At 69.1% G+C, this 21,168-nt stretch carries 14 protein-coding genes; 8 read left to right on the top strand and 6 right to left on the bottom strand.

Annotated elements, in window-relative coordinates; genetic code table 11:
* Positions 1-1,563, bottom strand: a complete 1,563-nt coding sequence (locus H0264_RS12160; protein ID WP_181584056.1) for a carboxylesterase/lipase family protein — start codon at positions 1,561-1,563, stop codon at positions 1-3.
* Between the two features lie 97 nt (positions 1,564-1,660).
* Between H0264_RS12160 and H0264_RS12155 the strand changes: the two genes are divergently transcribed.
* Positions 1,661-1,882 (top strand): FmdB family zinc ribbon protein, encoded by a 222-nt coding sequence (locus H0264_RS12155; protein WP_181584055.1) that lies wholly within the window; start codon positions 1,661-1,663, stop codon positions 1,880-1,882.
* Position 1,883: 1 nt separating this feature from the next.
* Here the strand turns inward: H0264_RS12155 and H0264_RS12150 are convergent, their stop codons facing one another.
* Complete coding sequence (locus H0264_RS12150; RefSeq protein ID WP_181584054.1) at positions 1,884-2,153, bottom strand: Rdx family protein; 270 nt, start codon at positions 2,151-2,153, stop codon at positions 1,884-1,886.
* A gap of 336 nt (positions 2,154-2,489) precedes the next feature.
* On the opposite strand from H0264_RS12150, the gene H0264_RS12145 reads away from it, so the two are divergent.
* The 5 genes from H0264_RS12145 (at position 2,490) to H0264_RS12125 (ending at position 11,958) form a co-directional block, all read left to right on the top strand.
* A complete protein-coding gene (locus H0264_RS12145) occupies positions 2,490-5,405 on the top strand; it encodes an SWIM zinc finger family protein (protein WP_181584053.1) in 2,916 nt (971 codons plus the stop codon).
* On the top strand, positions 5,402-6,502 hold the full coding sequence (locus tag H0264_RS12140) for an ATP-binding protein (protein WP_181584052.1): 1,101 nt from the start codon (positions 5,402-5,404) through the stop codon (positions 6,500-6,502). Before H0264_RS12145 ends, H0264_RS12140 begins: the two co-directional genes overlap by 4 nt.
* Positions 6,499-8,829, top strand: a complete 2,331-nt coding sequence (locus H0264_RS12135) for a DUF5682 family protein (RefSeq protein WP_181584051.1) — start codon at positions 6,499-6,501, stop codon at positions 8,827-8,829. The genes H0264_RS12140 and H0264_RS12135 overlap by 4 nt, the downstream gene beginning before the upstream one ends.
* 124 nt (positions 8,830-8,953) lie before the next feature.
* Positions 8,954-10,120 carry a VWA domain-containing protein gene (locus H0264_RS12130; RefSeq protein ID WP_181584050.1) on the top strand — a complete coding sequence of 389 codons (1,167 nt, stop codon included), beginning with the start codon at positions 8,954-8,956 and terminating at the stop codon, positions 10,118-10,120.
* A gap of 257 nt (positions 10,121-10,377) precedes the next feature.
* Positions 10,378-11,958 carry a serine/threonine-protein kinase gene (locus H0264_RS12125; protein ID WP_244976165.1) on the top strand — a complete coding sequence of 527 codons (1,581 nt, stop codon included), beginning with the start codon at positions 10,378-10,380 and terminating at the stop codon, positions 11,956-11,958.
* 106 nt (positions 11,959-12,064) lie between these two features.
* On the opposite strand, the gene H0264_RS12120 is transcribed toward H0264_RS12125, so the two are convergent.
* From H0264_RS12120 to H0264_RS12105, 4 genes are all read right to left on the bottom strand, one after another.
* Positions 12,065-14,602 carry an ABC transporter permease gene (locus H0264_RS12120; protein WP_231083073.1) on the bottom strand — a complete coding sequence of 846 codons (2,538 nt, stop codon included), beginning with the start codon at positions 14,600-14,602 and terminating at the stop codon, positions 12,065-12,067.
* On the bottom strand, positions 14,602-15,375 hold the full coding sequence (locus H0264_RS12115; RefSeq protein WP_181584049.1) for an ABC transporter ATP-binding protein: 774 nt from the start codon (positions 15,373-15,375) through the stop codon (positions 14,602-14,604). Before H0264_RS12115 ends, H0264_RS12120 begins: the two co-directional genes overlap by 1 nt.
* A gap of 105 nt (positions 15,376-15,480) precedes the next feature.
* Positions 15,481-17,079: a serine/threonine-protein kinase gene (locus H0264_RS12110; protein ID WP_181584048.1), complete on the bottom strand. Its 1,599-nt coding sequence runs from the start codon at positions 17,077-17,079 to the stop codon at positions 15,481-15,483.
* 12 nt (positions 17,080-17,091) lie between these two features.
* Positions 17,092-18,930 carry a serine/threonine protein kinase gene (locus H0264_RS12105; RefSeq protein ID WP_181584047.1) on the bottom strand — a complete coding sequence of 613 codons (1,839 nt, stop codon included), beginning with the start codon at positions 18,928-18,930 and terminating at the stop codon, positions 17,092-17,094.
* 222 nt (positions 18,931-19,152) lie between these two features.
* Here H0264_RS12105 and H0264_RS12100 point away from each other — a divergent pair, with 222 nt between their 5' ends.
* Both H0264_RS12100 and H0264_RS12095 read left to right on the top strand, forming a co-directional pair.
* Positions 19,153-19,923 carry a deoxyribonuclease IV gene (locus tag H0264_RS12100; protein ID WP_181584046.1) on the top strand — a complete coding sequence of 257 codons (771 nt, stop codon included), beginning with the start codon at positions 19,153-19,155 and terminating at the stop codon, positions 19,921-19,923.
* A 113-nt stretch (positions 19,924-20,036) separates the two neighbouring features.
* The gene (locus tag H0264_RS12095; RefSeq protein ID WP_181584045.1) at positions 20,037-20,993 is read left to right on the top strand and encodes a TauD/TfdA dioxygenase family protein; all 957 of its coding nucleotides are present in this window, start codon (positions 20,037-20,039) and stop codon (positions 20,991-20,993) included.
* Positions 20,994-21,168: the final 175 nt, after the last annotated feature.

Below are 21,168 nucleotides of genomic sequence, written 5' to 3'. Positions count from 1 at the left end.
TCAGTAGAAGCCGACGGCCCGGTCACCCCACACCGAATTGCGGTCGCGGTCCGGGTCGTCGACCACGCGGTCGGCATTGTCGATGACCAGGGTGCTGCGGGTGCAGGCGTTGTAGGGCGGCCAGTGCTTGGAGCCGTCGATGGCGGCCGGGACCCCGTAGGCGGCGAAGGCCAGCCAGCGGCGCATCATGCGACCCGAAACCTCCTGCGCCGCTTTGCGTCCGCCCAGCCAGAAGGTGGGGTCACGGTCGAACGAGCCGAAATTGCCGAAGACATACGGCAATTCGGTGGCGTGCCCGGCGCCGACCCGGGCCGCCTTCAGCATCGGGGTGGCGTGGTCGAAGCGGTACATCCAGGTCGGTGAATGCTCCGAGTGCGCTTCCGCCACCCAGTGCGAGGGCATCCGGAACGCCGCGTCGGTGGACATGGTGATCGCGCTGCGTGCTGTGCTCAAATCACCGTAGGCGGAAGCGATTTCGGCAATGCGCTCGGGCGACATCCCCGGATGCTCGACCGCCACGCTGCGCAGCATGGCGTTCACCGCGTCCGGGGTGACCGGCATGATGGGCGAGCGGAACAGCCGGAACAGTGACGCCTCGTCCCGATTGGTGCCGATGATGAGCGGCACCCGATGCGAGCGGCCCTCGCGGAAGCGCTCGGTCGGGTAGGTGGGCAGGATGTCGCCGTCCACCACCGGGACCGCGGCCAGGCGTCCCGGCTCCTGGCGGGGCACCTCGTCGAGCAGCACGCCGGAGGTGCTGACGATCCGCTCGATCGGCATCTCGAGGATCTCGCTCGCCCGATCGGGCGTCAGCTCGAGCAGTTCCAGATAGCGCTCGGCCACCACCGCCGCGCGTTCCGCACCGAAAACCGTGGTGGCGGGCGGTGATTGGGCGATGGCACGATGGAACAGGCCCGCACTGCGCGGTGAGGTGAGCAGCGCGGTGACACAGCCCGCGCCGGAGGATTCGCCGAAGAGGGTGACATTGCCCGGGTCGCCGCCGAAGGCCGCGATATTGTCGCGCACCCATTCCAGGGCGGCGATCTGATCGTGCAGCCCCAGGTTCGGAGTGAACTCGCTGCCCAGCGAGGACAGGTCCAGGAAGCCGAGCGAGCCCAGCCGGTAGTTGACGCCGACCACGATCACATCGCCGGTCTCGACCAGTTTGCGCCCGTCGTAGATGGCCTGGGCGGCGGTGCCGAGGCAGAACGCGCCGCCGTGGATCCACACCATGACCGGCCGCGGTTCGTCGGCGGACTGCGCGGGGGCCCAGACATTGAGCCACAGGCAGTCCTCGCCCATGCGCAGACCCGAATCGACCGGGACGAATCCGGCGGACTGCGGAGCGATCTCACCGAATTCGAGGCAGTCGCGCACGCCCTCCCAGGGCTGCGGCGGCTGTGGTGGCCGGAATCGGTTCGGTCCGCCGGTGTCGGCCGCGTAGGGGATGCCGCGCCAGACCGCGACCGGCCCCTGCCTGCTGCCGCGCACATCACCGTAGGTCGTGCGGGCGACGGGGGCGATGTCCTCGTCTGTCTCGACATCGAAGAACCGAGTGCTCACGCTGCCAACCTCCTCGTACTCCGTAAACCGAGGGTACCGATCGAAGTGGAACGAGTACGCCCATCCCGACCGGCGTGGCACCGTCTACCCTGAAGACGTGCCGAGCTACGCGTACCGGTGCCGCAGCTGCGGCGACACCTTCGAACTCACCCGCCCCATGGCCGAGGCGTCCGATCCGGCCGCCTGCCCGCAGGGGCACGGGGACACCGTGAAGCTGCTCACCACCTTCGGGACGGTGACGCGCGGGGGCGGCAGCGCCCCGGTGTCCGCGCCCGCGCCCTCTGGTGGCGGGTGCTGCGGCGGCGGGTGCTGCGCCTGATTCAGCGGTCGGCGTGACCGAGTGAGCGGCCGGGTGCGACCCGGTCGCGGACGCGCTGTTTGAGCACGGCGATATCGGGAAAACCGCCGTCCGCCTTGCGTTCCCAGATCTGCTCGCCGTCGACGGTGATGCGGAACACACCGCCTTCGCCGGGCACGAGCGCGACCTCGGACAGATCGGTGGCGAAGGTGCTCAGCAACTCCTGCGCCATCCAGCTCGCGCGAAGCAGCCAGCGGCATTGCGTGCAGTACTCGATGGCAACGCGGGACATATCGGGCACCCTACCGGGCGCGGGCGAACCTCAGGGAAGTAGGAGACCGAACAGGCTCAGCACGTTCGACCCGAGGGACAGCAGGTTCATGGCGATGGCGGATCCCGTACTCGCGATGGTCAACACGGTCGAGGGACTCATGAATCAACGGTAGCGCTCATCGCATTCCCCGAATAGAGCCGAAGAACTGTTATTACAAGCCATTTCACAATGTGAATTGATGTTTCACATCTATTTGTGGCGAAATCTCAGCAACCGCAACGTGGTTCGCCGCGGCCGTCCCCCACTTGTCGGTGCCCTGCGATAGAAATCAGGGCAACGAAGGAAGGGGGATCGATGACCACCGCCTGGACCGCCGATCAGATCACGGCGCTCGCACCGGATGCCGCATCGCTCACCGCCGCCCGCAAGCTGCGCGGCAAGTGGAGTGGCACCGGACAGCACGGCACCGCCCTGTGGGGGCTGTGCAAAGGCAGCGGCAGCCGGCCGTATCAGACCATCGTCGACACGTCCGGACCCGCGTACAAGTGCTCCTGCCCGAGCCGCAAGTTCCCGTGCAAGCACGCACTGGGACTGCTGCTCACCTGGTCCGAGGGCGGCGCGCCGGAGACCGATACGGTGGCCGATTTCGCCGCCGAGTGGCTCGCGGGCCGCGCCGCCCGGGAGGCGAAAAAGCCCGCCCCGGAAGCGAAGTCGCGCACCGCCAACCCGGCCACGGCCGATCAGCGCCGCGCCCGCGTCACCGCCGGCCTGGCCGATCTGGACACCTGGCTCACCGATCAGGTCCGCACCGGCCTGGCCCAGACCGACCGTTCGATCCGGACCTTCGAGACCGTGGCCGCCCGCATGGTCGACGCCCAGGCCCCGGGAGTGGCCGCCGCGCTGCGCCACCTGCCGGTGCTGGCCGCGCACTCGAACTGGCCGCAGCTGCTGCTCACCGAATTCGCGCGCCTGCACCTGCTGAGCACCGCGCACCGCCGCATCGACGCCCTCTCCCCCGCGCTGCGGGCCAGCGTCCGCGCCCACATCGGCTACCCCCAACCGGCGGAGGCCGTACGCGCCGAACCACCCGTGCGCGACCAGTGGATGGTCGTGGGCCAGCGCGTCACCAGCGAGGCGAACATCTACACCCGCCGCGTCTGGCTGCGCGGCCGCACCACCGGCCGCTGGGCCCTGCTGCTCGACCACCACCACGGCGGCCCCAGCTTCCCGCCCGACACCCCCTTCCCCGGCCACCTGGTCGACGCGGACCTGCACTTCTACCCCAATGCCGCACCCCTGCGCGCCATCTGGGGAATTCGCCACGCGAATCCCGAACCATTCACCACAATTCCACCCACTTCGAGCGACACATCCGCAAATACCCCCGGCAGTATTTCCGCAGCCCTGCACGAGCACGCCACCGCCCTCGGCGCAGATCCCTTTCTCCGCTCGTGGCCCATCCACCTCACGGACGTAATTCCGGTCCGCGATGAATCCGGCTGGCACATCCTGCAATCCGACAATTCAGCCCTCCCGATCTCCACCGCCGAAGGCGAACCCTGGCGCCTCCTCGGCCTCTCCGGCGGCCACCCGGTCACCGTGATCGGCGAATGGACCCCCGCCGGTCTGTCCCCCATCTCCGCCTTCGCCGACGGCGCCATCGTGGATCTCGGCCCCGCCGAGGGCAATTCGCCCATCGCACCGCAATCCTCCGCAGACAACGGCACCGCCGACCTGGTTTCAGTGGCGCTGGTCGGCACCGCCCGCCGCACCGCCGACCATGTCGGACTGGCCGGTCCGGTTGCGGCAACAGCGTCCCGGCTCGCCGGTGGTGGGGATGCGGATGCGGCGCCCGCGGACCCTTCCGCACGCCTGCTGGAAACCGTTGCGCTGCAAGACTGTTTCGCGCGTGGCGGGGTGAATACCGGCTCGGCGGAGCGGCCCGGGCTCGCGGCGGATGACGAGCGGCTGTTGCTGCCGCAGGCGGCGGCGGGCCGGTTGGCGGCCTTGCTGGCGGACAACTCGCCATTTCTGGAGGAGTGGTTCGCGGCGGCCGAGCGGTATGACTATCGGGCTCCGGACGGGCTGTGCAGTGCGCTGTTGGAGCGGGCCAAAGGGCTTGCGGCGCACCGGGAGTCGCTGTTGCGGCTGGCGGGCGCGCGGGGACGATGGCTGGCCGAGCGGCATCCGGGATGGAAGACGCTGGTGCGGGCTGCGGCCGAGGACGAGTCGGTGTGGTCGCACGGGCGGGCCGCGGAGCGGCGGGCGTGGTTGACGCAGTTGCGGCAGCGGGACGCCGGGGCCGCGCGGGCGGCGCTGGCCGCGTCGTGGCGTACCGAATCCGGGCCGGGCAAGGCCGAATTGTTGTCGGTGCTGGCCGATAGTCTTTCGATCGAAGACGAGACGTTGCTGGAGACGGCCCTCGACGATCGGCGGGCCGAGGTGCGGCGCACTGCGGCGGATCTGCTCGGGCAGCTGCCGGATTCGGCCTTCGCGCAACGGATGACAGCGCGGGCGGCGGGGTGGCTGAGCTTCGGTCGGCGGTTGTCGCGGCCGCAGTTGACCACCACCGGGCCGGGGGTGCTCGACGAGGCCGCGCGCCGGGACGGAGTGGGGGATTCCGTGGGGTACATGCCTTATCGCGTCGAAGGGACGCCCGATGTGGCGGCCGAATGGCTGCATCGGGTGGTGGCGGCAACGCCGCTGCGGCATTGGGAACGGACGCTCGGGCCCGCCGACCAGGCGGTGCGGGTGTCCATGGCCGAGCCGATCAGCGGGCCGATGTTCGCCGGCTGGGCGGATGCGGTGCTCGCGCAACGGGACCCGGAGTGGGCGCGGGCGCTGTTCACCGCCCTCGCGGAGCGTCCGGCCGGCGAGACCGACAGTGAGAAGCTGCGCGAGCTGTTCGCGCTGCAACCACTGGACGACCAGATCAAGCATCTGCGCAAGATGGACAGCAGCTGGCTCGCCGAGATCGAATCGCTGCTGCGGGCCGTGCCGCATCCGTGGCCGAACGCCATGGCCGAGCACGTTCTACGACTGCTGCTGGAACGCGCGCAGCTGTGCGCGGACCGGCCCGGCGCGCCGAGTCTGGTGCCCGGCTCGTATCGGACGCTGTTCCGCGCCGCGTCCGCGCACTTCCCCGTGACCTTGGCCGACATGGTGGGCGGTATCGCCCGCAAATGCGGAGATCCCTACTGGGAGCAGGCTTTCGACCAGCTCTCCTATGACCTTATTCAGCGCAAGACGATGCTCGAGGAGTTGCAGTGACCATTGCTCAGGAGCGGGACGCCCTGCTGCGCCCGCACGCCGAACAGGCCTTCGCCGACGAACTCGCCGCACTCGCGGCCGCCGATGATCGGGTGCGCCCGCCGTCGTGGAAGCTGTCGCCGTGGGCGGTGGTCACCTATCTGCTGGGCGGCACCCTGCCCGACGGCACCGTGATCACCCCCAAGTACGTGGGCCCGCGCCGGCTCATGGAGGTCGCGGTCGCCACCCTCGCCACCGATCGGGCGCTGCTGCTCATCGGCGTGCCCGGCACCGCGAAAACCTGGGTGTCCGAACACCTCGCGGCCGCCATCGCCGGACAGTCCACCCTGCTGGTGCAGGGCACCTCCGGCACCGCGGAGGAGGCGATCCGCTACGGCTGGAACTATGCCCGGCTGCTCGCCGAGGGCCCCAGCCGGAACGCCCTGGTGCCCTCCCCCATCATGACCGCCATGCAGGCCGGCTCCATCGCCCGCCTCGAGGAGCTCACCCGCATTCCCTCGGATGTGCAGGACGCGCTCATCACCGTGCTGTCGGAGAAGACGCTCCCGGTGCCGGAGCTGGGCTGGGAAGTGCAGGCGGCGAAGGGTTTCAACCTCATCGCCACCGCCAATGACCGCGACCGCGGCGTCAACGAACTCTCCTCGGCGCTGCGCCGCCGCTTCAACACCGTGGTGCTCCCGCTGCCCGCCGGTGAGGACGAAGAGGTCGCCATCGTCACCCGCCGCGTCGAACAGCTCGGCGCCGCACTGGAATTGCCCGCCGTCCCCGCCGCCGCCGAAGAGGTCCGCCGCGTGGTCCGCGTCTTCCGCGAACTCCGCTCCGGCATGACCGCCGACGGCCGCACCAAACTCAAGTCCCCGTCGGGCACCCTCTCCACCGCCGAGGCCATCTCGGTGATCACCAACGGCCTGGCCCTGTCCGCCCACTTCGGTGACGGCACCCTGCGCGCCGCCGACATCGCCGGCGCGGTCCTGGGCGCAGTGATCAAGGACCCGGTGGCCGACACCGTGGTCTGGACCGAATACCTGGAAGCCGTTGTCCGCCAGCGCGCCGACTGGGCCGACTTCTACCGCGCCTGCCGCGAGGTGAATGGATGACATCGACCGTGACAGCCGTGGCGGCGGAGACCCGTGTCTTCGGCATCCGCCATCACGGCCCCGGCTCGGCGCGCTCGCTGCGCCTGGCGCTCGAAAAGTTCGGCCCCGACGCGATTCTCATCGAAGGCCCGGCCGACGCCGATCCGCTGACCGGGTTCGTGGCCGCCGACGGCATGGAGCCCCCGGTGGCGCTGCTGGGCTACCACCCCGACACGCCGGCGAAGGCCGCGATGTGGCCATTCGCCGTGTTCTCCCCCGAATGGCAGGCGCTGTCCTACGCAGCGGAAAACGAAGTGCGCGTGGGTTTCTGCGATCTGCCCGCGGCAATCACCCTGGCCATGGAGAACGAGCCCGGCGACCGCACCGACCCCCTCGCCCTGCTGGCCGAGGCGGGCGGCTACGACGATGCCGAGCGCTGGTGGGACGCCATTGTCGAATCCAGCTCGGACGCGGACATTTTCCTCGCGGTCAACGAGGCGATGGCCGCCCTGCGCGAGCACGCCGACCTCGGAACCGAGGAAAACCCAGCTGCTGCCTCGGATTCGGCCGAGCTCGAAACCGATTCCGGTGAATCCGATCCGCCAGCCGGCGATGCGCGCGAACCTCGCATGGATGTCACCGTCGCCTCGCAGCGCATCGTGGTGGATCTGCATACGCTGCGCCGGGAGGCGTACATGCGGCAGACCATGCGGAAGGTGTTGAAGGAGGGTGCCTTACGGCTGGCCGTGGTCTGCGGCGCGTGGCACGCGCCCGCGCTGGAGGGCAAGCTCGGGCCGGCGGCCGCGGATGCGCGGTTGTTGAAGGGTTTGCCGAAGGGGAAGGCGACGCTGACGTGGGTGCCCTGGACGCATTCGCGGTTGGCGAGTGCGTCCGGGTATGGGGCGGGGATCACTTCGCCGGGGTGGTATCACCATCTGTTCACGCAGACCGAGCAGCCGATCGCGCGGTGGCTGACCAAGGTGGCGGGGACGCTACGGGCGCACGATCTGCCGGTGTCGAGTGCGCACATCATCGAATCCGTGCGGCTGGCCGAGACTCTCGCGATCATGCGGGAGCGACCGTTGGCGGGGCTGTCGGAGGTCACCGAGGCCACGCGGGCGGTGCTGTGCGACGGGGACGAGACCATGCTGCGGCTGGTCAGCACCGAACTGGTGGTGGGTGAGGCGCTGGGGTCGGTGCCGGACGGAGCTCCGACCGTGCCGCTGGAGGCCGACCTGCGGGCACAGCTGAAGACGCTGCGCATGAAGCAGGAGGCGCTCGAGCGGACGGTGGACCTGGATCTGCGCACCGACAGCGGGATGGCGAAATCCCGTCTGCTGCACCGGCTCCGGCTGCTGGACATCGACTGGGGCAAGCTCACGCACAGTCAGGTGCGCAATACCGGCACCTTCCGCGAGACCTGGACGCTGCGCTGGCGGCCGGAGCTGGCCATCGCCATTGTGGAAGCGGCGCGCTGGGGCACCACCCTGCGCACCGCGGCCGAGGCCAGAATCCTCGACGCCGTGGCCTATCCGGACGCGACCGTCGGCCAGGTCGCCACCGCGCTGGAATCGGCGCTGCTCGCCGATCTGGGCGGCGCGACCGACGGTCTCATTCGCCGCCTGGAATCCGTTGCGGCCCTGGATCATGACGTCACGCATCTACTGGCGGCCCTGCCCGGCCTGCTGCGCACCCTGCGCTACGGCGATGTGCGCGGCACCGACACCGCCGCACTGGGCCGGGTGTCCGACGGCCTGCTGGTGCGCAGCTGCGCGGGTCTGCCGAGCGCGGTCACCGGCCTGGATGCCGACGCGGCCTCCGACCTGCGCGCCCTCATCGACGCGGTGCACCTGGCGCTGTCCGCCCGCGACAACGAATGGGCCACGGCCACCTGGCTTTCCGCCCTGACCGCGCTGGCCGACCGCGCCGACGTCAACGGCACCCTGGTGGGCCGCGCCGTCCGCCTGCTCTGCGATGCCGAGATCATCGACGCCGCCGAGTCGGCCCGCCGGCTCTCCGCGGCCCTGTCGGTGGGCCACAGCGCCACCGACAAGGCCGCCTGGATCGACGGTTTCCTGGGAGGTCGCGGCCTGCTCCTGGTCCACGACCGAAACCTACTGAGCCTCATCGACTCCTGGCTCTGCGAACTGGCCGAAGACCAGTTCGTCGCCACTCTGCCCCTGCTCCGCCGCACCTTCGGCGCCTTCGACACCGGCGAGAAGCAGGCCATCGCCCAGAACGTCCGCCACGGCGCACCCGCCGCACCGGCTCAGGGCAGCACCGAATTCGACATGGAGAGAGGGATCCTCGCGATGCGCGCAGCCGCCGAAATCCTCGGGGTGGCGTGATGCCCCGGGCCGATATGGATCCCGGCCACAAGCACGCCGGGATGACGACAGTGCGGCACGCCGCGAACACGACGGCGGTGCCCACGAGGCGGCCGACGGTGGAACTCAGTGGAGGGGAAGCGAAATGACCGACGTGGACGAGGTACAGGCGCGCCGGTGGCGGCTCGTGCTCGGTGGTGCGGCGGAGGCCGGACTGGGCGGACTGGGCTCGGCCGATGATGCCGCCATGGATCGTGCGCTGAACGCGCTCTACGACGCGGGCAATGGCGGGGGCGGCAGTGGCCGCAGGTCGGGCGGGCTGGGTGGTTCGGCACCGCAAGTTTCCCGCTGGCTCGGCGATATTCGCCGCTACTTCCCCTCGACCGTGGTGGAGGTGATGCAGCGCGACGCCGTGGAGCGGCTGAACCTCACCGAACTCCTGCTGGAACCGGAACTGCTCGAGGCGGTGGAGCCGGACGTGCACATGGTCGGCACCCTGCTGAGCCTCAATCGCGTCATGCCGGAAACCACCAAGGCCACCGCCCGCATGGTGGTGGAGAAGGTGGTCAAGGAGATCGAACGCCGCATTGCCGCGCAGACGGTCGCGGCGGTCGGCGGCGCGCTCAATCGCGCGGCCCGCGTCTCCCGCCCCCGCCTGCGAGACATCGACTGGGACCGCACGATTCGCAAGAACCTGCACAACTATCTCCCCGAACACCGCACCGTGGTCCCCGAACGCCTGGTCGGCTACGGCCGCAAGGCCCAGGCCGTGAAGCGCGATGTGGTGCTGGCCATCGACCAGTCCGGTTCCATGGCCTCGAGCGTGGTGTACGCCTCGGTCTTCGGTGCGGTCCTGGCGACCATGCGCTCCCTGAAAACCTCCCTGGTCGTCTTCGATACGGCGGTAGTCGATCTCACCGAGAAACTGGCCGACCCCGTGGACGTCCTCTTCGGCACCCAACTGGGCGGCGGCACCGACATCAATCGCGCCATCGCCTACTCCCAATCCCTCATCACCCGCCCCGCCGACACCCTCTTCGTCCTCATCTCCGATCTCTACGAGGGCGGCGTCCGCGCCGAAATGCTGCGCCGCGTCCGCACCATGAAGGAGGCCGGCGTCCAGGTCGTCGTCCTGCTCGCCCTCTCCGACGACGGCGCCCCCGCCTACGACCGCGACAACGCCGCCGCCCTCACCGCCCTCGGCGTCCCCGCCTTCGCCTGCACCCCCGACAAATTCCCCGACCTCCTGGCCGTTGCCCTCGACCGCGGCGACGTCCAAGCCTGGGCCCACCTCAACGCCGGACAATCCTGACCACCCACACACAGACCAGCCCACACAGACCAGCCCCCGCACGGAACCACCGAAAGGCAAACCCTCAAAAACCTCCGCCCCGTAACGGGGGCCGGGGGCAGCGCCCCCGATTCCGGGGGTCCGGGGGCGGAGCCCCTGGGAAAAGCACAGCTTCCGGGGGTCCGGGGGCGGAGCCCCTGGGAAAATCAGAGCCGGGTGGCACACATCAACACTGCTAGGCTGCCTGCTGATCTGGTTCTTGGAACGGGGGCTGCGTTTTGCACTCTGGTGAGGTCTTCGCCGGCTACGTGATCGAACGCGAGCTGGGCCGGGGCGGGATGGGGTCGGTGTATCTGGCCCAGCATCCCCGGCTGCCGCGTAAGACCGCATTGAAGCTGCTCAATCAGGAGATGTTCTCCGATAACGAGATCCGCGCCCGGTTCGTCCGGGAAGCGGATCTGGTGGCGCAGCTCGATCACCCGAATATCGTGACCGTGTACGACCGCGGCACCGAGGGCGAGCAGCTGTGGATTTCCATGCAGTACATCGACGGGGTGAATGCCACGGCGGTCAATCCGGGTTCACTGCCGCCGATGCGGGCGGCGCAGATCATCGGCGAGACGGCCAAGGCCCTGGATTACGCGCACGCGCAGGGCGTCCTGCATCGCGATGTGAAGCCCGCCAATATCCTGCTGGCCCGATCGTCGGGTAAGACGGGCGCGGGCTTGGAGCGGGTGTATCTCACCGATTTCGGTATCGCCCGCCTGCGGGACGACACCGGTCACCTCACCCAGACCGGCACTGTCACCGCCACCCTCGCCTACGCCTCCCCCGAGCAGCTGACCGGCGCCACTCTGGACGGCCGCTCCGACCAGTACGCCTTGGCCTGCACCCTGTTCCAATTGCTCACCGGCGCGGTGCCGTTCGAGGGCACCAGCCCGGCCGCGGTCATCCGCGGCCATCTGCAGCAGCCGCCGCCACCGGCCAGCCCGCTGCGCCCCGAACTACCCCGCGCCATCGACGCGGTCCTGGCCCGTGCCCTGGCCAAACGTCCGCAAGAACGTTTCCGCTCCTGCGCCGAATTCGCGGCCGCCGCCGAGCGCGCCCTCACCGCACCGCCGGTGCCCCCGCGCCCGCCGACGCCCGCGCGCCCGCAGCCGGTCGTGCAGCCACCGCGTCAGCCCACCCCCAACCGCCCGCAACCGGTGGTCCAGCAGCCGGTACCGCCACGCCCGCCGACCCCTTCGGCGGGCCGCCCGCTGGTGCCCCCGCCGAATCAGGGCCCGGCCTATCAGAATCCGAGCCCGGCCACTCCGACTCCGGCCTATCAGGGTCCGCAGTCGTCCGGCCAGGCTCCGGTGTATCCGAATCCGCAGTCGTCGGCGGCCAATCCGGTGCAGCAGGGTCAGCAGCCGCCTCCGATCAATCCGGCTTTCGTGAAACAGCAATCGTCCTCGGCGAACCCGGCGTACCCCGGGCCGCAGCCGCCGTCGGTGAACCCGTCGTTCAAGGGGCCGCAGTCGGGCACCGCGAATCCGGTGTATCCGAATCAGCAGTCGTCGCCGGTGAATCCGGTTGTGCCGGGGCCGCAGTCGCCGCAGCCGACACCGGCCTATGCGCCGCGGCCGGCCTACAATCCGCCCGCCGCGCCGTCCAATTTCCGTCCGCCGCAGCGTAAGTCGACGCCGGTGGGCTGGATCGTGTTCGTGGTGACGGCGGTGATCGTGGTGGCCATCGTGGCGATCGCGCTCATCGCGAAGGCGAACAAGTCGCTGCCCGATCCGGGCGCTCCGTCCGCGCCGACGACTGTCGCTCTCGCACAGGTCTTTCCGGCGAGCGACCTCCTCGGACACTCGTAGAACGGCTTCCGGCCGGTCACCCCCGAAGGTGACCGGCCGGAACTGTCTCCGCGCGACGGATAGGGACTGGCGCCGCGCGGTGACGCTCACAGGTCGGCGGTGCTCATCACAGGTCCGCGATGGCCGCCAGCGGCGGTGTGCGCGCCGCCCGGATGCCGGGCCACAGCGCCGCCAGCACGCCCACCGCACCGGAGGCGATGAGCATGAGCACGATCTGGCCCCACGGCACCGCGATGGTGTCGAGGCCCAGATCCTGTAGCGTGCGCAGGAATCCGACGCCGAGACCGAGCCCCAGCACCACGCCGACGATCGCGCCGAAGATGGCGATCAGCATGGATTCCAGGTAGATGCTGCGCCGCATCTGCGGCCGCTGCATGCCGACCGCGCGCAGCATGCCGATCTCGCGCCGCCGCTCCACCACCGACAGCGCCAGGGTGTTGACGATGCCGAGGATGGCGATCACCACGGCGAGCGCGAGCAGCCCGTAGAGGATGGCGAGCATGGTGTCGATCTGCGCGCCCTGGACGCCCTTGTAGTCTTCCCGGTCCATCACCTGCACGTTGCCGTACTGTTCGGCGATCTTGGTGAGATCGGTGCGCATGGTGTCCAGATTCGCGCCCGGCGCGGCCTTCATGATCAGCACGAAGCTGCTCTGATAGTTGGTGGGCACCAGCTGCTCGTAGAGCGGCATGGAGGTGACCACGTTCTGCAGCAGCGGCGTGTCCTTGTAGATGCCGCTCACTGTGACCGGGTACTTCTTGGCGTCGAGCCCGGTGATCTCGACGGTCTGCCCGGCGGACCAGTCATGGTCGGCAGCAAAGGTTTCCGACACCAGGATGTCGTTGGCCCCGAGCGTGTCGGTGCCCTGCTTGATGTCGTAGTTCATGACCGTGTTCATCGGTCCCTCGGGCACCGTCGCGTAGATCATCTTTCCGTCGATCTTGATCTGCGCGCCGTGGAAGGCCACCACGTCCTGTACGCCGGGCACCTTTCTCACCTCATCGGTGGCCTGCAACGGCACCCCGATCAGGCTGTTGGGCGGGCCCGAGAGCATGTAGTCGCCCTTCACGCCCTTGTCCACCAACTCGCCGATGCTCGCCTTGGCGGACGCGCCGAGCATGCCGATGGCCGACACCAGCATGAGTCCCAGCGTGAGCGCGAAGGCGGTGGCGGCGGTGCGCCGCGGATTGCGCACGGCATTGTTGCGCGCCATCCGCCCGATCGGGCCGAACGGAATCACCAGCACGCCAAGGACGCGAATCACCGGCTTGGACAGTGCCGGCGACAGCAACAGCACCGCGAGAATCAGTGCCAGCGCTCCGATTCCGACGGTCAGCGCCGCGTTCCCGCCGGTGCCCTGCGCCCCGATCACCACCAGCGCCACACCGGCGACGGTCATGGCCGAGCCGATGCCCACCCGCACCCACCGGCGTTTGGGATCGGTGTCGGAAGCGAATTCCTCCCGCATGGCCTCGACCGGCGGAATGGTGGCCGCGCGGCGGGCCGGCGCGTAAGCGCTGACCACGGTCACCACCACACCGACCAGCATGGCCACGAGCACGGTGCGCGGCAGCACCGCCATGGTGCCGGTCGGCAGCCCCAGATCGAAGGCATTGAGCAGCGCCGACAAGCCGAAGGCCAGTCCGACGCCGGCCGCGAGACCCAGTGCGCTGCCGATGATTCCGACGATCAGCGCCTCGCCGACCACCGAGCGACCGACCTGCCCGCTGCTCGCGCCGACGGCCCGCAGCAGCGCCAGTTCCCGCAGCCGCTGCGCCACCAGCATGGAGAAGGTGTTGTAGATGATGAACGTGCCCACGATGAGCGCGATGGCGCCGAAGGCGAGCAGGAAGTAGTTGATGAACTTCAGCGCGTCACCGAGCTGCTGCTTCATCTCCTCGCGCACCTGGTCGCCGTTCTGCACCTTGTAATCGGGCAGGGCCGTGGCGATTTCGTCGCGCACCTGGTCGGGGTTCACGCCGGGCTTCGTGGCGATGTCGAGGTAGGCGACGTGCTTGCCGTCGGTGAACAGCTCACGAGCCTGGTTCTCCACGAACTGCAGGCCGATGAATCCGCCGGTGCTGCCGCCGCCTTCGTATTCGTAGACGCCGGAGATGGTGGCTTCGACATCGCCCTTCGCGGGCGTCACCACCTTGACCCGGTCACCCACGTGCAACCCGGCCCGGTCCGCGCCACCCCGGTTGATGGCGACCTGCCCGGCTTCGCTGGGTGGTGCGCCCTCGACGAACTTCTCCGGCTGCGCGACGGCCTGCCCCGGCGGCAGGTACGCCTGACCTATGGTCGGCGCGCCGCCGGTCTGCACGAATTTGCCGTCCTTGAGCAGCGAGATGGGCCCGTTGATGCCGGGGGCGACGGTCTGCACCCCGTTCATCTCCTGCACCTTCGGCACCAGGGTCACCGGAATGCCCTGCGCCATCTGCTCTTTCGGGCTGACTCGGACGTCGACGCCCTTGGCCTGATTGGCGAAGATGTCGTCGAAGGTCTTCTGCAGCGTGTCGGTGAACACGAAAGACCCTGCGATGAAGGCGGTTCCGAGCACCACCGAGAGCAGGGTGAGCACCAGCCGCACCTTGTGCGCGGCGAGATTGCGCAAGGCGACCTTGCGCATCGGACTTCCGGACATCAGACGGTCTCCAGCGACTTCATCTTGTCGAGCACGGAATCGGCGGTGGGCGAGCGCAATTCGTCGACGATGCGGCCGTCGGCGAGGAACACCACGCGGTCGGCGTAGGAGGCGGCGCGCGGATCGTGGGTCACGATGACCACGGTCTGCCCGAATTCGTCGACGGCGGCGCGCAGGATGGACAGCACCTCGCCGGAGGATCGCGAGTCCAGGTTGCCGGTGGGTTCGTCACCGAAGATGATGTCCGGCTTGCCCGCCAGCGCCCGCGCGCACGCCACGCGCTGCTGCTGGCCGCCGGACAGTTCGCTGGGCCGGTGGGTGAGCCGGTCGGTGAGCCCGAGTCGCTTGGTGACGGTGGACAGCCACTCGTCGTCGGGTTTGCGGCCCGCGATATCGAGCGGCAGCGTGATGTTCTCCAGGGCCGTGAGTGTCGGCACCAGGTTGAACGCCTGGAAGACGAACCCGATGCGGTCGCGCCGCAGCTTTGTCATCTGCTTGTCGGAGAGCCGGGTCAGATCGGTGTCGCCGATGTGGACAGCGCCCGCGGTGGCCGCGTCCAGCCCGGCCAGGCAGTGCATGAGCGTCGATTTCCCGGAGCCGGACGGCCCCATGATGGCGGTGAATTCGCCCCGCGCGAACTCGGCCGACACCCCGTCGAGGGCCCTTACCTGTGTGTCGCCCGAGCCGTAGATCTTCACCAGATCGGTCGCTCGGGCGGCGACCGGGGCCGCGCCCTTGCCCAGGGTGACGGATTCCGAGACGTTCGAAGTCATGCTGTCCAGTGTGTCTAGCTTCCTGCGCGGATGCCATCCGGGATCACCCGGATACCGACACCCACAGAATGTCCATAGGAAAGACCGATCGGCCGGGGTGCATTGTCAGTAGCCGGGCGCGGGCACGGGCACCCCGGTTCGCGTGGCGGGCACCCCGGTTTCCGCACCGGGCGTCACGGTGTACCCGTAGTGCCCCGGTTCCGGCGCAGTCTCGACGGTGGTCGTCCCCGTGGGCGCCTCGGTGGGCACAACCGCTTCCCCGGGCTGCCCCGCGTCCCCGGTATACGGCGCGGGCTCGACGGCGGTCGTGGTCACCCCCGACCCGCCCGGATCATCGGAGGACACCGCATCGAGCACGGCGAGGCAGCCCGCGACCACGAGCACCGGCGCGACGACGATCCCCACCGTCCCGATCAGGCAGCCTCGCTTCCACGAGCGGCGCTTGCGGCGCACCGGAGGCGGTGTCGCGCGCGGTCCGGTCGAACCGGGCGCGGCGGGCCGCGCCGGCGACGAGTTCCGCACGGCAGCCGATCGCCCGGAAACGCGTGCGGGCGTTGCCGATTCGAGCGGCGGCCGCGCATCGGACGACGCGGGCACCCCTGATCCGGGTGGCGTGAACTGCCGCGCCGGAGCGGATTGCGCGACCTGCCGTCCGGGCTGCTGCGGGGTGAGCGGGCGGGCCGACTCGACCGGGGTGGCCTGTCGCACGGGCGATGCCGGACTCATCGGCCTTGCGGACGGCGGCGACGCGGGCCGCGTTCCGTTCGGACCACCTGCGGTGGGAGGTCGCGCACCGGACGGTGCGGTGACCGCGCCGACGGGCGGCAGGCTGTGTCCGTTGCGCGGCCGGGTGACCGACCCGGCGGCCATGGGCGCGGACACTCCACCCGCGGCCTGCCGGGCCGCGGCGGCGAACTCCGCGCACGAATCGAACCGTGCCGCAGGGTTTTTGGCCAGGCCGCGAGCCAGCACGGCGTCCAGTGCCGGGGGCAGGCGGCGGAAAGTGTTGAGCGGCGGCGGTTCTCGGTGCAGGTGGCCCGCGATGATGGCGGGCGCGTTGTCACCGGCGAACGGGGTGGTTCCGGTGAGCAGCCAGTACAGGGTGCAGGCCAGCGCGTATTGGTCGCAGCGGTGGTCCACCGGCAGGCCGGCGAGTTGTTCGGGTGCGGCGTAGGCGAGGGTGGCGGTGACGGTGCCGGTCTGGGTGAGGCGGGCGGAATCGTCACGCAGGCGGGCGATTCCGAAGTCGGCGAGGTAGACCCGTTCTTCGGCCACATCGCGCTCGAGCAGGATGTTGGCGGGTTTGACGTCGCGGTGCAGCACGTCGTTGCGGTGCGCGAAGTCCAGGGCCTGCGCGACGCTCGTGATGATGCGCAGCGCGCGGTCCGGCGCCACCTCGAGGGGTTCGAGGGAGGCGGCGTCGCATCCGTCGATGTAGCGCATGGAGATCCAGCGCCGGTCGCCCTCGATGCCGCGGTCGTAGACCGGCACGATGTGCGGATGTTCCAGCCGCGCCACCAGATCGGCTTCGCGGTCGAAGCGGGCGCGGATCTCGGTGTCGTCGAACAGTTCCCGGTTCAGCAGTTTCAGGGCCGTGCGGCGTGGCAGACGGGGATGCTGTGCCAGGTAGACCGAACCCATGCCGCCGCGGCCGAGTTCGCGTTCGATGACATATCCGGCGAATACCTCACCAGCGCGCAGCACAGATCCCTCTCGTCAGTTCAGTGGCGCGGATCGCCACCAGCGCAGCACCTCGTCGATGCTGCCCACCACCCCATCTGTGTACATGAGCATTTGCGCGCGGTCACTGTCGCCGGTGAAGTTGGTGACCATGCGCGGGCGGCTCTGGTCGGTGAACTGGTAGTTGGTGTAGGTATTGCCGCCGTTGGTGTCGGTGGACTTCTTGGCCGAGGTCAGTCCGCTCACCACCGACTGCACGTCGGCGGAGGAGTCGTAGCCGTAGATGCGGTAGAAGGGGTCCTCGTTGTTGCCACCGCCGAAGCAGCGCCACTGGACCGTCCAGTTGCCGAAGTCGGGTTCGCCCTCGTCGGCCTCCGGCGGGCTGCTCGCGTCGGCCAGCCAGCAGGTGGCGCCGTTGTAGCCGTCCTCGCCGCTCTTGGTGGAGGGCACCATGCGCGGGAATTCCTGGCTGACCGTCGACCAGGTGAGGTCCGCGTTGGACGGGCTGGAACCGTTGGTGCTGACGGTGGTCGTGGTCGTCCCGCCGGCGCTGCCGTTCCCGCTGTCGTCACCGGCCGCGGCCACCACCACCACAACCACGATGGCCAGCACCAGCACACCCAGGATGGCCCCGATGATCAAACCGGTGTTGGACTTTCGCGGCGGCATGGGCGGACGCGGACCGGCCTGCCCCATGCCCGGCGGCACACCCGGCGGCGGCACGGTGGCATTGCCCGGATTGCTGTAGTTGTAGCCCGGCGTCGTGTACTGGTTCGTCGGCCGGTTCGGCGTGAAGCCCGCGACCGGCTGCGGCGGCGGGGTGGCCGTATTGACCATGGTCGGATACGGCACGGGCGCGGCCGTCGGATTCGGCCCGGCGGTGCGCGGCCCGGCGGTCTGCATGGGCCCGCCGGTCATGGGCGCGGCGGTGGGGGTCGGGCCGCCCGTCATGGGCCCGACCGTCGGGTTGGCGCCGCCGGTATTGGCGAACGGCATCGGCGGCGCGGTGCGCGGATTCACCAGCGGCATGGCCGGCGCGCTGGGCGCGGCGAGGGCGCGGCGCGCGGCGGCGGCGAATTCGCTGCAGCTGGCGAAGCGGTCCTCGGGCCGCTTGGCCATGGCCTTGGCGATCACCATGTCCAGCGCGGGCGGCAGGCCGGGCCGCAGATTGGCGGCCGGCGGCGGCGGATTCTGCAGGTGCCCCTGAATGACCGCGGCCGGGTTGGTGGCCTGGAACGGGCCGGACCCGGTGAGCAGCCAGAACAGCGTGCATGCCAGCGAGTACTGGTCGGAGCGGCCGTCGAGTGCGGAGCCGGTCAGCTGTTCGGGCGAGGCGTAGGCGAGGGTCGCGGTGAAGGTTCCGGTCTGGGTGAGGTTGCTGGTCTCGTCACGCAGCCGGGCGATGCCGAAGTCGGTGAGATAGACGCGTTCGCCCTTGCCGCCGGTGGAGCGCGCGAGCAGGATATTGGCGGGTTTGACGTCGCGGTGCAGCACCTCGTTGCGGTGCGCGTAGTCGAGGGCGTCCGCGGTTTCGGCGACGATCTGCACGGCCCGTTCCGGCGGCAGCGCCTGCGGATTCACGCTCGAGGCGTCCACGCCGTCGATGTACTGCATGGAGATCCACAGCTGCCCGTCTTCGAGCCCGCGGTCGTACACGGTGACGATATTGTGGTGATCCAGCCCGGACACCAGATCCGCCTCGCGCTCGAAGCGCGCGCGAATCTCCTTGTCGAACACCATTTCCCGGTTCAACAACTTCAGGGCCGTCATTCGCGGCAGCCGCGGATGCTTGGCCAGATACACCGAACCCATGCCCCCGCGACCCAGCGTCCGCTCGATGACATACCCGGCGAAAACGTCACCGTTGGACAACATGACTCAGCTCTCACTTCCCACATCACCCGCCGGGACCCACCAGCGCACGATGTACCGCAAACGATCGGCGTGATCGAGCTCGGGCCGATCCGGAAACCACCAGAACCATAGCCCAGCGCTCGATTGTCTACCGAACTATCTCCACCCATCCCGCTTGCGCAACACTGAACGTTCGCTTGTACCGCCGGTGAAGTGTCGGTGGTCGGCTATACGCTGGGCCTCATGCGTCTTGGAGCCCATGTCCGGATGGACAGCGACCCGATCGGTTTCGGCGAGAAACTCGGCGCCGATGTGATCCAGATGTTCGTGGTGGATCCGCAGAGCTGGGACAAACCCGCCCCGCATCCCCTCGCCGCGGAGATCAAGGCCAGTCCGATCGATGTGGTGGTGCACTCCTCCTATCAGATCAATGTGGCGAGCCTGAACAATCGCCTGCGGATGCCCTCGCGCAATGCTGTGGCGTTGCAGGCGCAGGCCGCAGCCGAGCTGGGGGCGTTCGGGCTGGTGGTGCACGGCGGCCACGTGCGCAAGGACGAGGAGATGGTGGAGGGCATCCTCAACTGGCGCAAACTCTTCCAGCGGCAGGAGGACAAGGGCGGCTTCGCGGTGCCGATTCTCATCGAGAACACCGCGGGCGGAAACCATGCCATGGCACGGCATTTCGACGATATCGGCCGGCTGTGGGATGCCGTGGGCGATTTCGGGGCGGGCTTCTGCCTCGACACCTGTCACGCGTGGGCCGGTGGCGAGGAGCTGCTCGGGATCGTCGAGCGCATCAAGGCCATCACCGGCCGGATCGACCTGGTGCACCTGAACTCCTCTCGCGACGAGTTCAATTCGGGCGCGGACCGGCATGCCAACCTCGCCGACGGCACCATCGACCCGCAGCTGCTGGTCGAGGTGTGCAAGGCGGTGGACGGGCCGATCGTGCTGGAGACGCCGGGCGACGGGGTCGCGGAGGATCTGGCGTACCTGCGCGAACACGTCGGATAGCGGCTTTCAATCCTGCTGAATGCAACCCTATTTGCAGGCGCTCTGCAGTGGTGAAGTGAGGGCACCGGCGCAATCGAGCCGGTGATCACCACAATGCGAGCGAGAGGGTTGGCATGTCCGTCGACTACGCCTCCGACACTTCCACCGTGACAGTTGTGAAGCTGGGCAGCAAGATTGGCGCGCGCATCGACGGTGTGCGCCTCGGCGGTGACCTGGATTCGGTGACCGTGCAGAAGATTCAGGACGCCCTGCACGAGCACAAGGTCATCTTCTTCCGCGGGCAGGAACACCTCACCGAGGACGGCCAGTACGAGTTCGCGCAGCTGCTCGGCTCACCCACCACCCCGCATCCGACCGTCACGTCCAAGGGCGTCAAGACGCTGCCGATCGATTCGGAGTACGGCCGCGCCAACAGCTGGCACACCGATGTCACCTTCGTGGACCGGATTCCGAAGGCGTCCATCCTGCGCGCCGTGCACCTGCCCCCGTACGGCGGCTCCACCACGTGGGCCTCGACCGTCGCCGCCTACGAGGCGCTGCCCGACCCGCTCAAGGCGCTCGTCGAGAACCTGCGCGCCCGCCACACCAATGCCTACGACTACGCGGCCGATCGCACCGAGGTGGCACGCGGCGAGAACGAGCAGGTGACCGCGAACATCAAGGCCTACCGCGAGGAGTTCGAGTCCACCTACTACGAGACCGAGCATCCGGTGGTGCGCGTGCACCCGGTCACCGGCGAACGCGCCCTGCTGCTCGGCCATTTCGTGAAGAACTTCGCCGGGTTCACGGCCGCCGAATCGCAGACGCTGTTCCAACTGCTGCAAAATCGAGTCACCAAGCTGGAGAACACGACTCGCTGGAACTGGCAGCTCGGCGATGTGGCGATCTGGGACAACCGCGCCACCCAGCACTACGCCATCGACGACTACGACGGTCAGCCGCGGCGGCTCACCCGCATTACGCTCGCCGGGGATGTCCCGGTGGACGTGCACGGTGAACCCAGCACCATCATCACCGGCAATGCCGAGCACTACTCCATCGTCGAAGAGGTCGCGCCCCGCGCCGCCTGACATCCTTGTTCGTGGTCCGGTCGTGATGCTCTTGCGCGCACCACGGCCGAACCGCGCAGCCGGTGCGACGGACACCACGACTCTCTGTCCGTCGCACCGGCCCTCGTCATCCCGGCATGCATTTGGCCGGGATCCATACGGTCAGTGCAGGCCGGAGCACTATCGTTCACTCTGT

The sequence above is a fragment of the Nocardia huaxiensis genome, from assembly GCF_013744875.1.
GTDB classification, from domain to species: domain Bacteria; phylum Actinomycetota; class Actinomycetes; order Mycobacteriales; family Mycobacteriaceae; genus Nocardia; species Nocardia huaxiensis.
This window is presented reverse-complemented; position numbering and strand designations above follow the sequence as displayed.

What these genes read in the sequence shown, in the direction of transcription:
- H0264_RS12115 (WP_181584049.1), bottom strand. Translation starts at nt 15,375, where the DNA reads ATGACTTCGAACGTCTCGGAATCCGTCACCCTGGGCAAGGGCGCGGCC.
- H0264_RS12120 (WP_231083073.1), bottom strand. Translation starts at nt 14,602, where the DNA reads ATGTCCGGAAGTCCGATGCGCAAGGTCGCCTTGCGCAATCTCGCCGCG.
- H0264_RS12130 (WP_181584050.1), top strand. Translation starts at nt 8,954, where the DNA reads ATGACCGACGTGGACGAGGTACAGGCGCGCCGGTGGCGGCTCGTGCTC.
- H0264_RS12095 (WP_181584045.1), top strand. Translation starts at nt 20,037, where the DNA reads ATGTCCGTCGACTACGCCTCCGACACTTCCACCGTGACAGTTGTGAAG.
- H0264_RS12100 (WP_181584046.1), top strand. Translation starts at nt 19,153, where the DNA reads ATGCGTCTTGGAGCCCATGTCCGGATGGACAGCGACCCGATCGGTTTC.
- H0264_RS12145 (WP_181584053.1), top strand. Translation starts at nt 2,490, where the DNA reads ATGACCACCGCCTGGACCGCCGATCAGATCACGGCGCTCGCACCGGAT.
- H0264_RS12105 (WP_181584047.1), bottom strand. Translation starts at nt 18,930, where the DNA reads ATGTTGTCCAACGGTGACGTTTTCGCCGGGTATGTCATCGAGCGGACG.
- H0264_RS12150 (WP_181584054.1), bottom strand. Translation starts at nt 2,153, where the DNA reads ATGTCCCGCGTTGCCATCGAGTACTGCACGCAATGCCGCTGGCTGCTT.
- H0264_RS12135 (WP_181584051.1), top strand. Translation starts at nt 6,499, where the DNA reads ATGACATCGACCGTGACAGCCGTGGCGGCGGAGACCCGTGTCTTCGGC.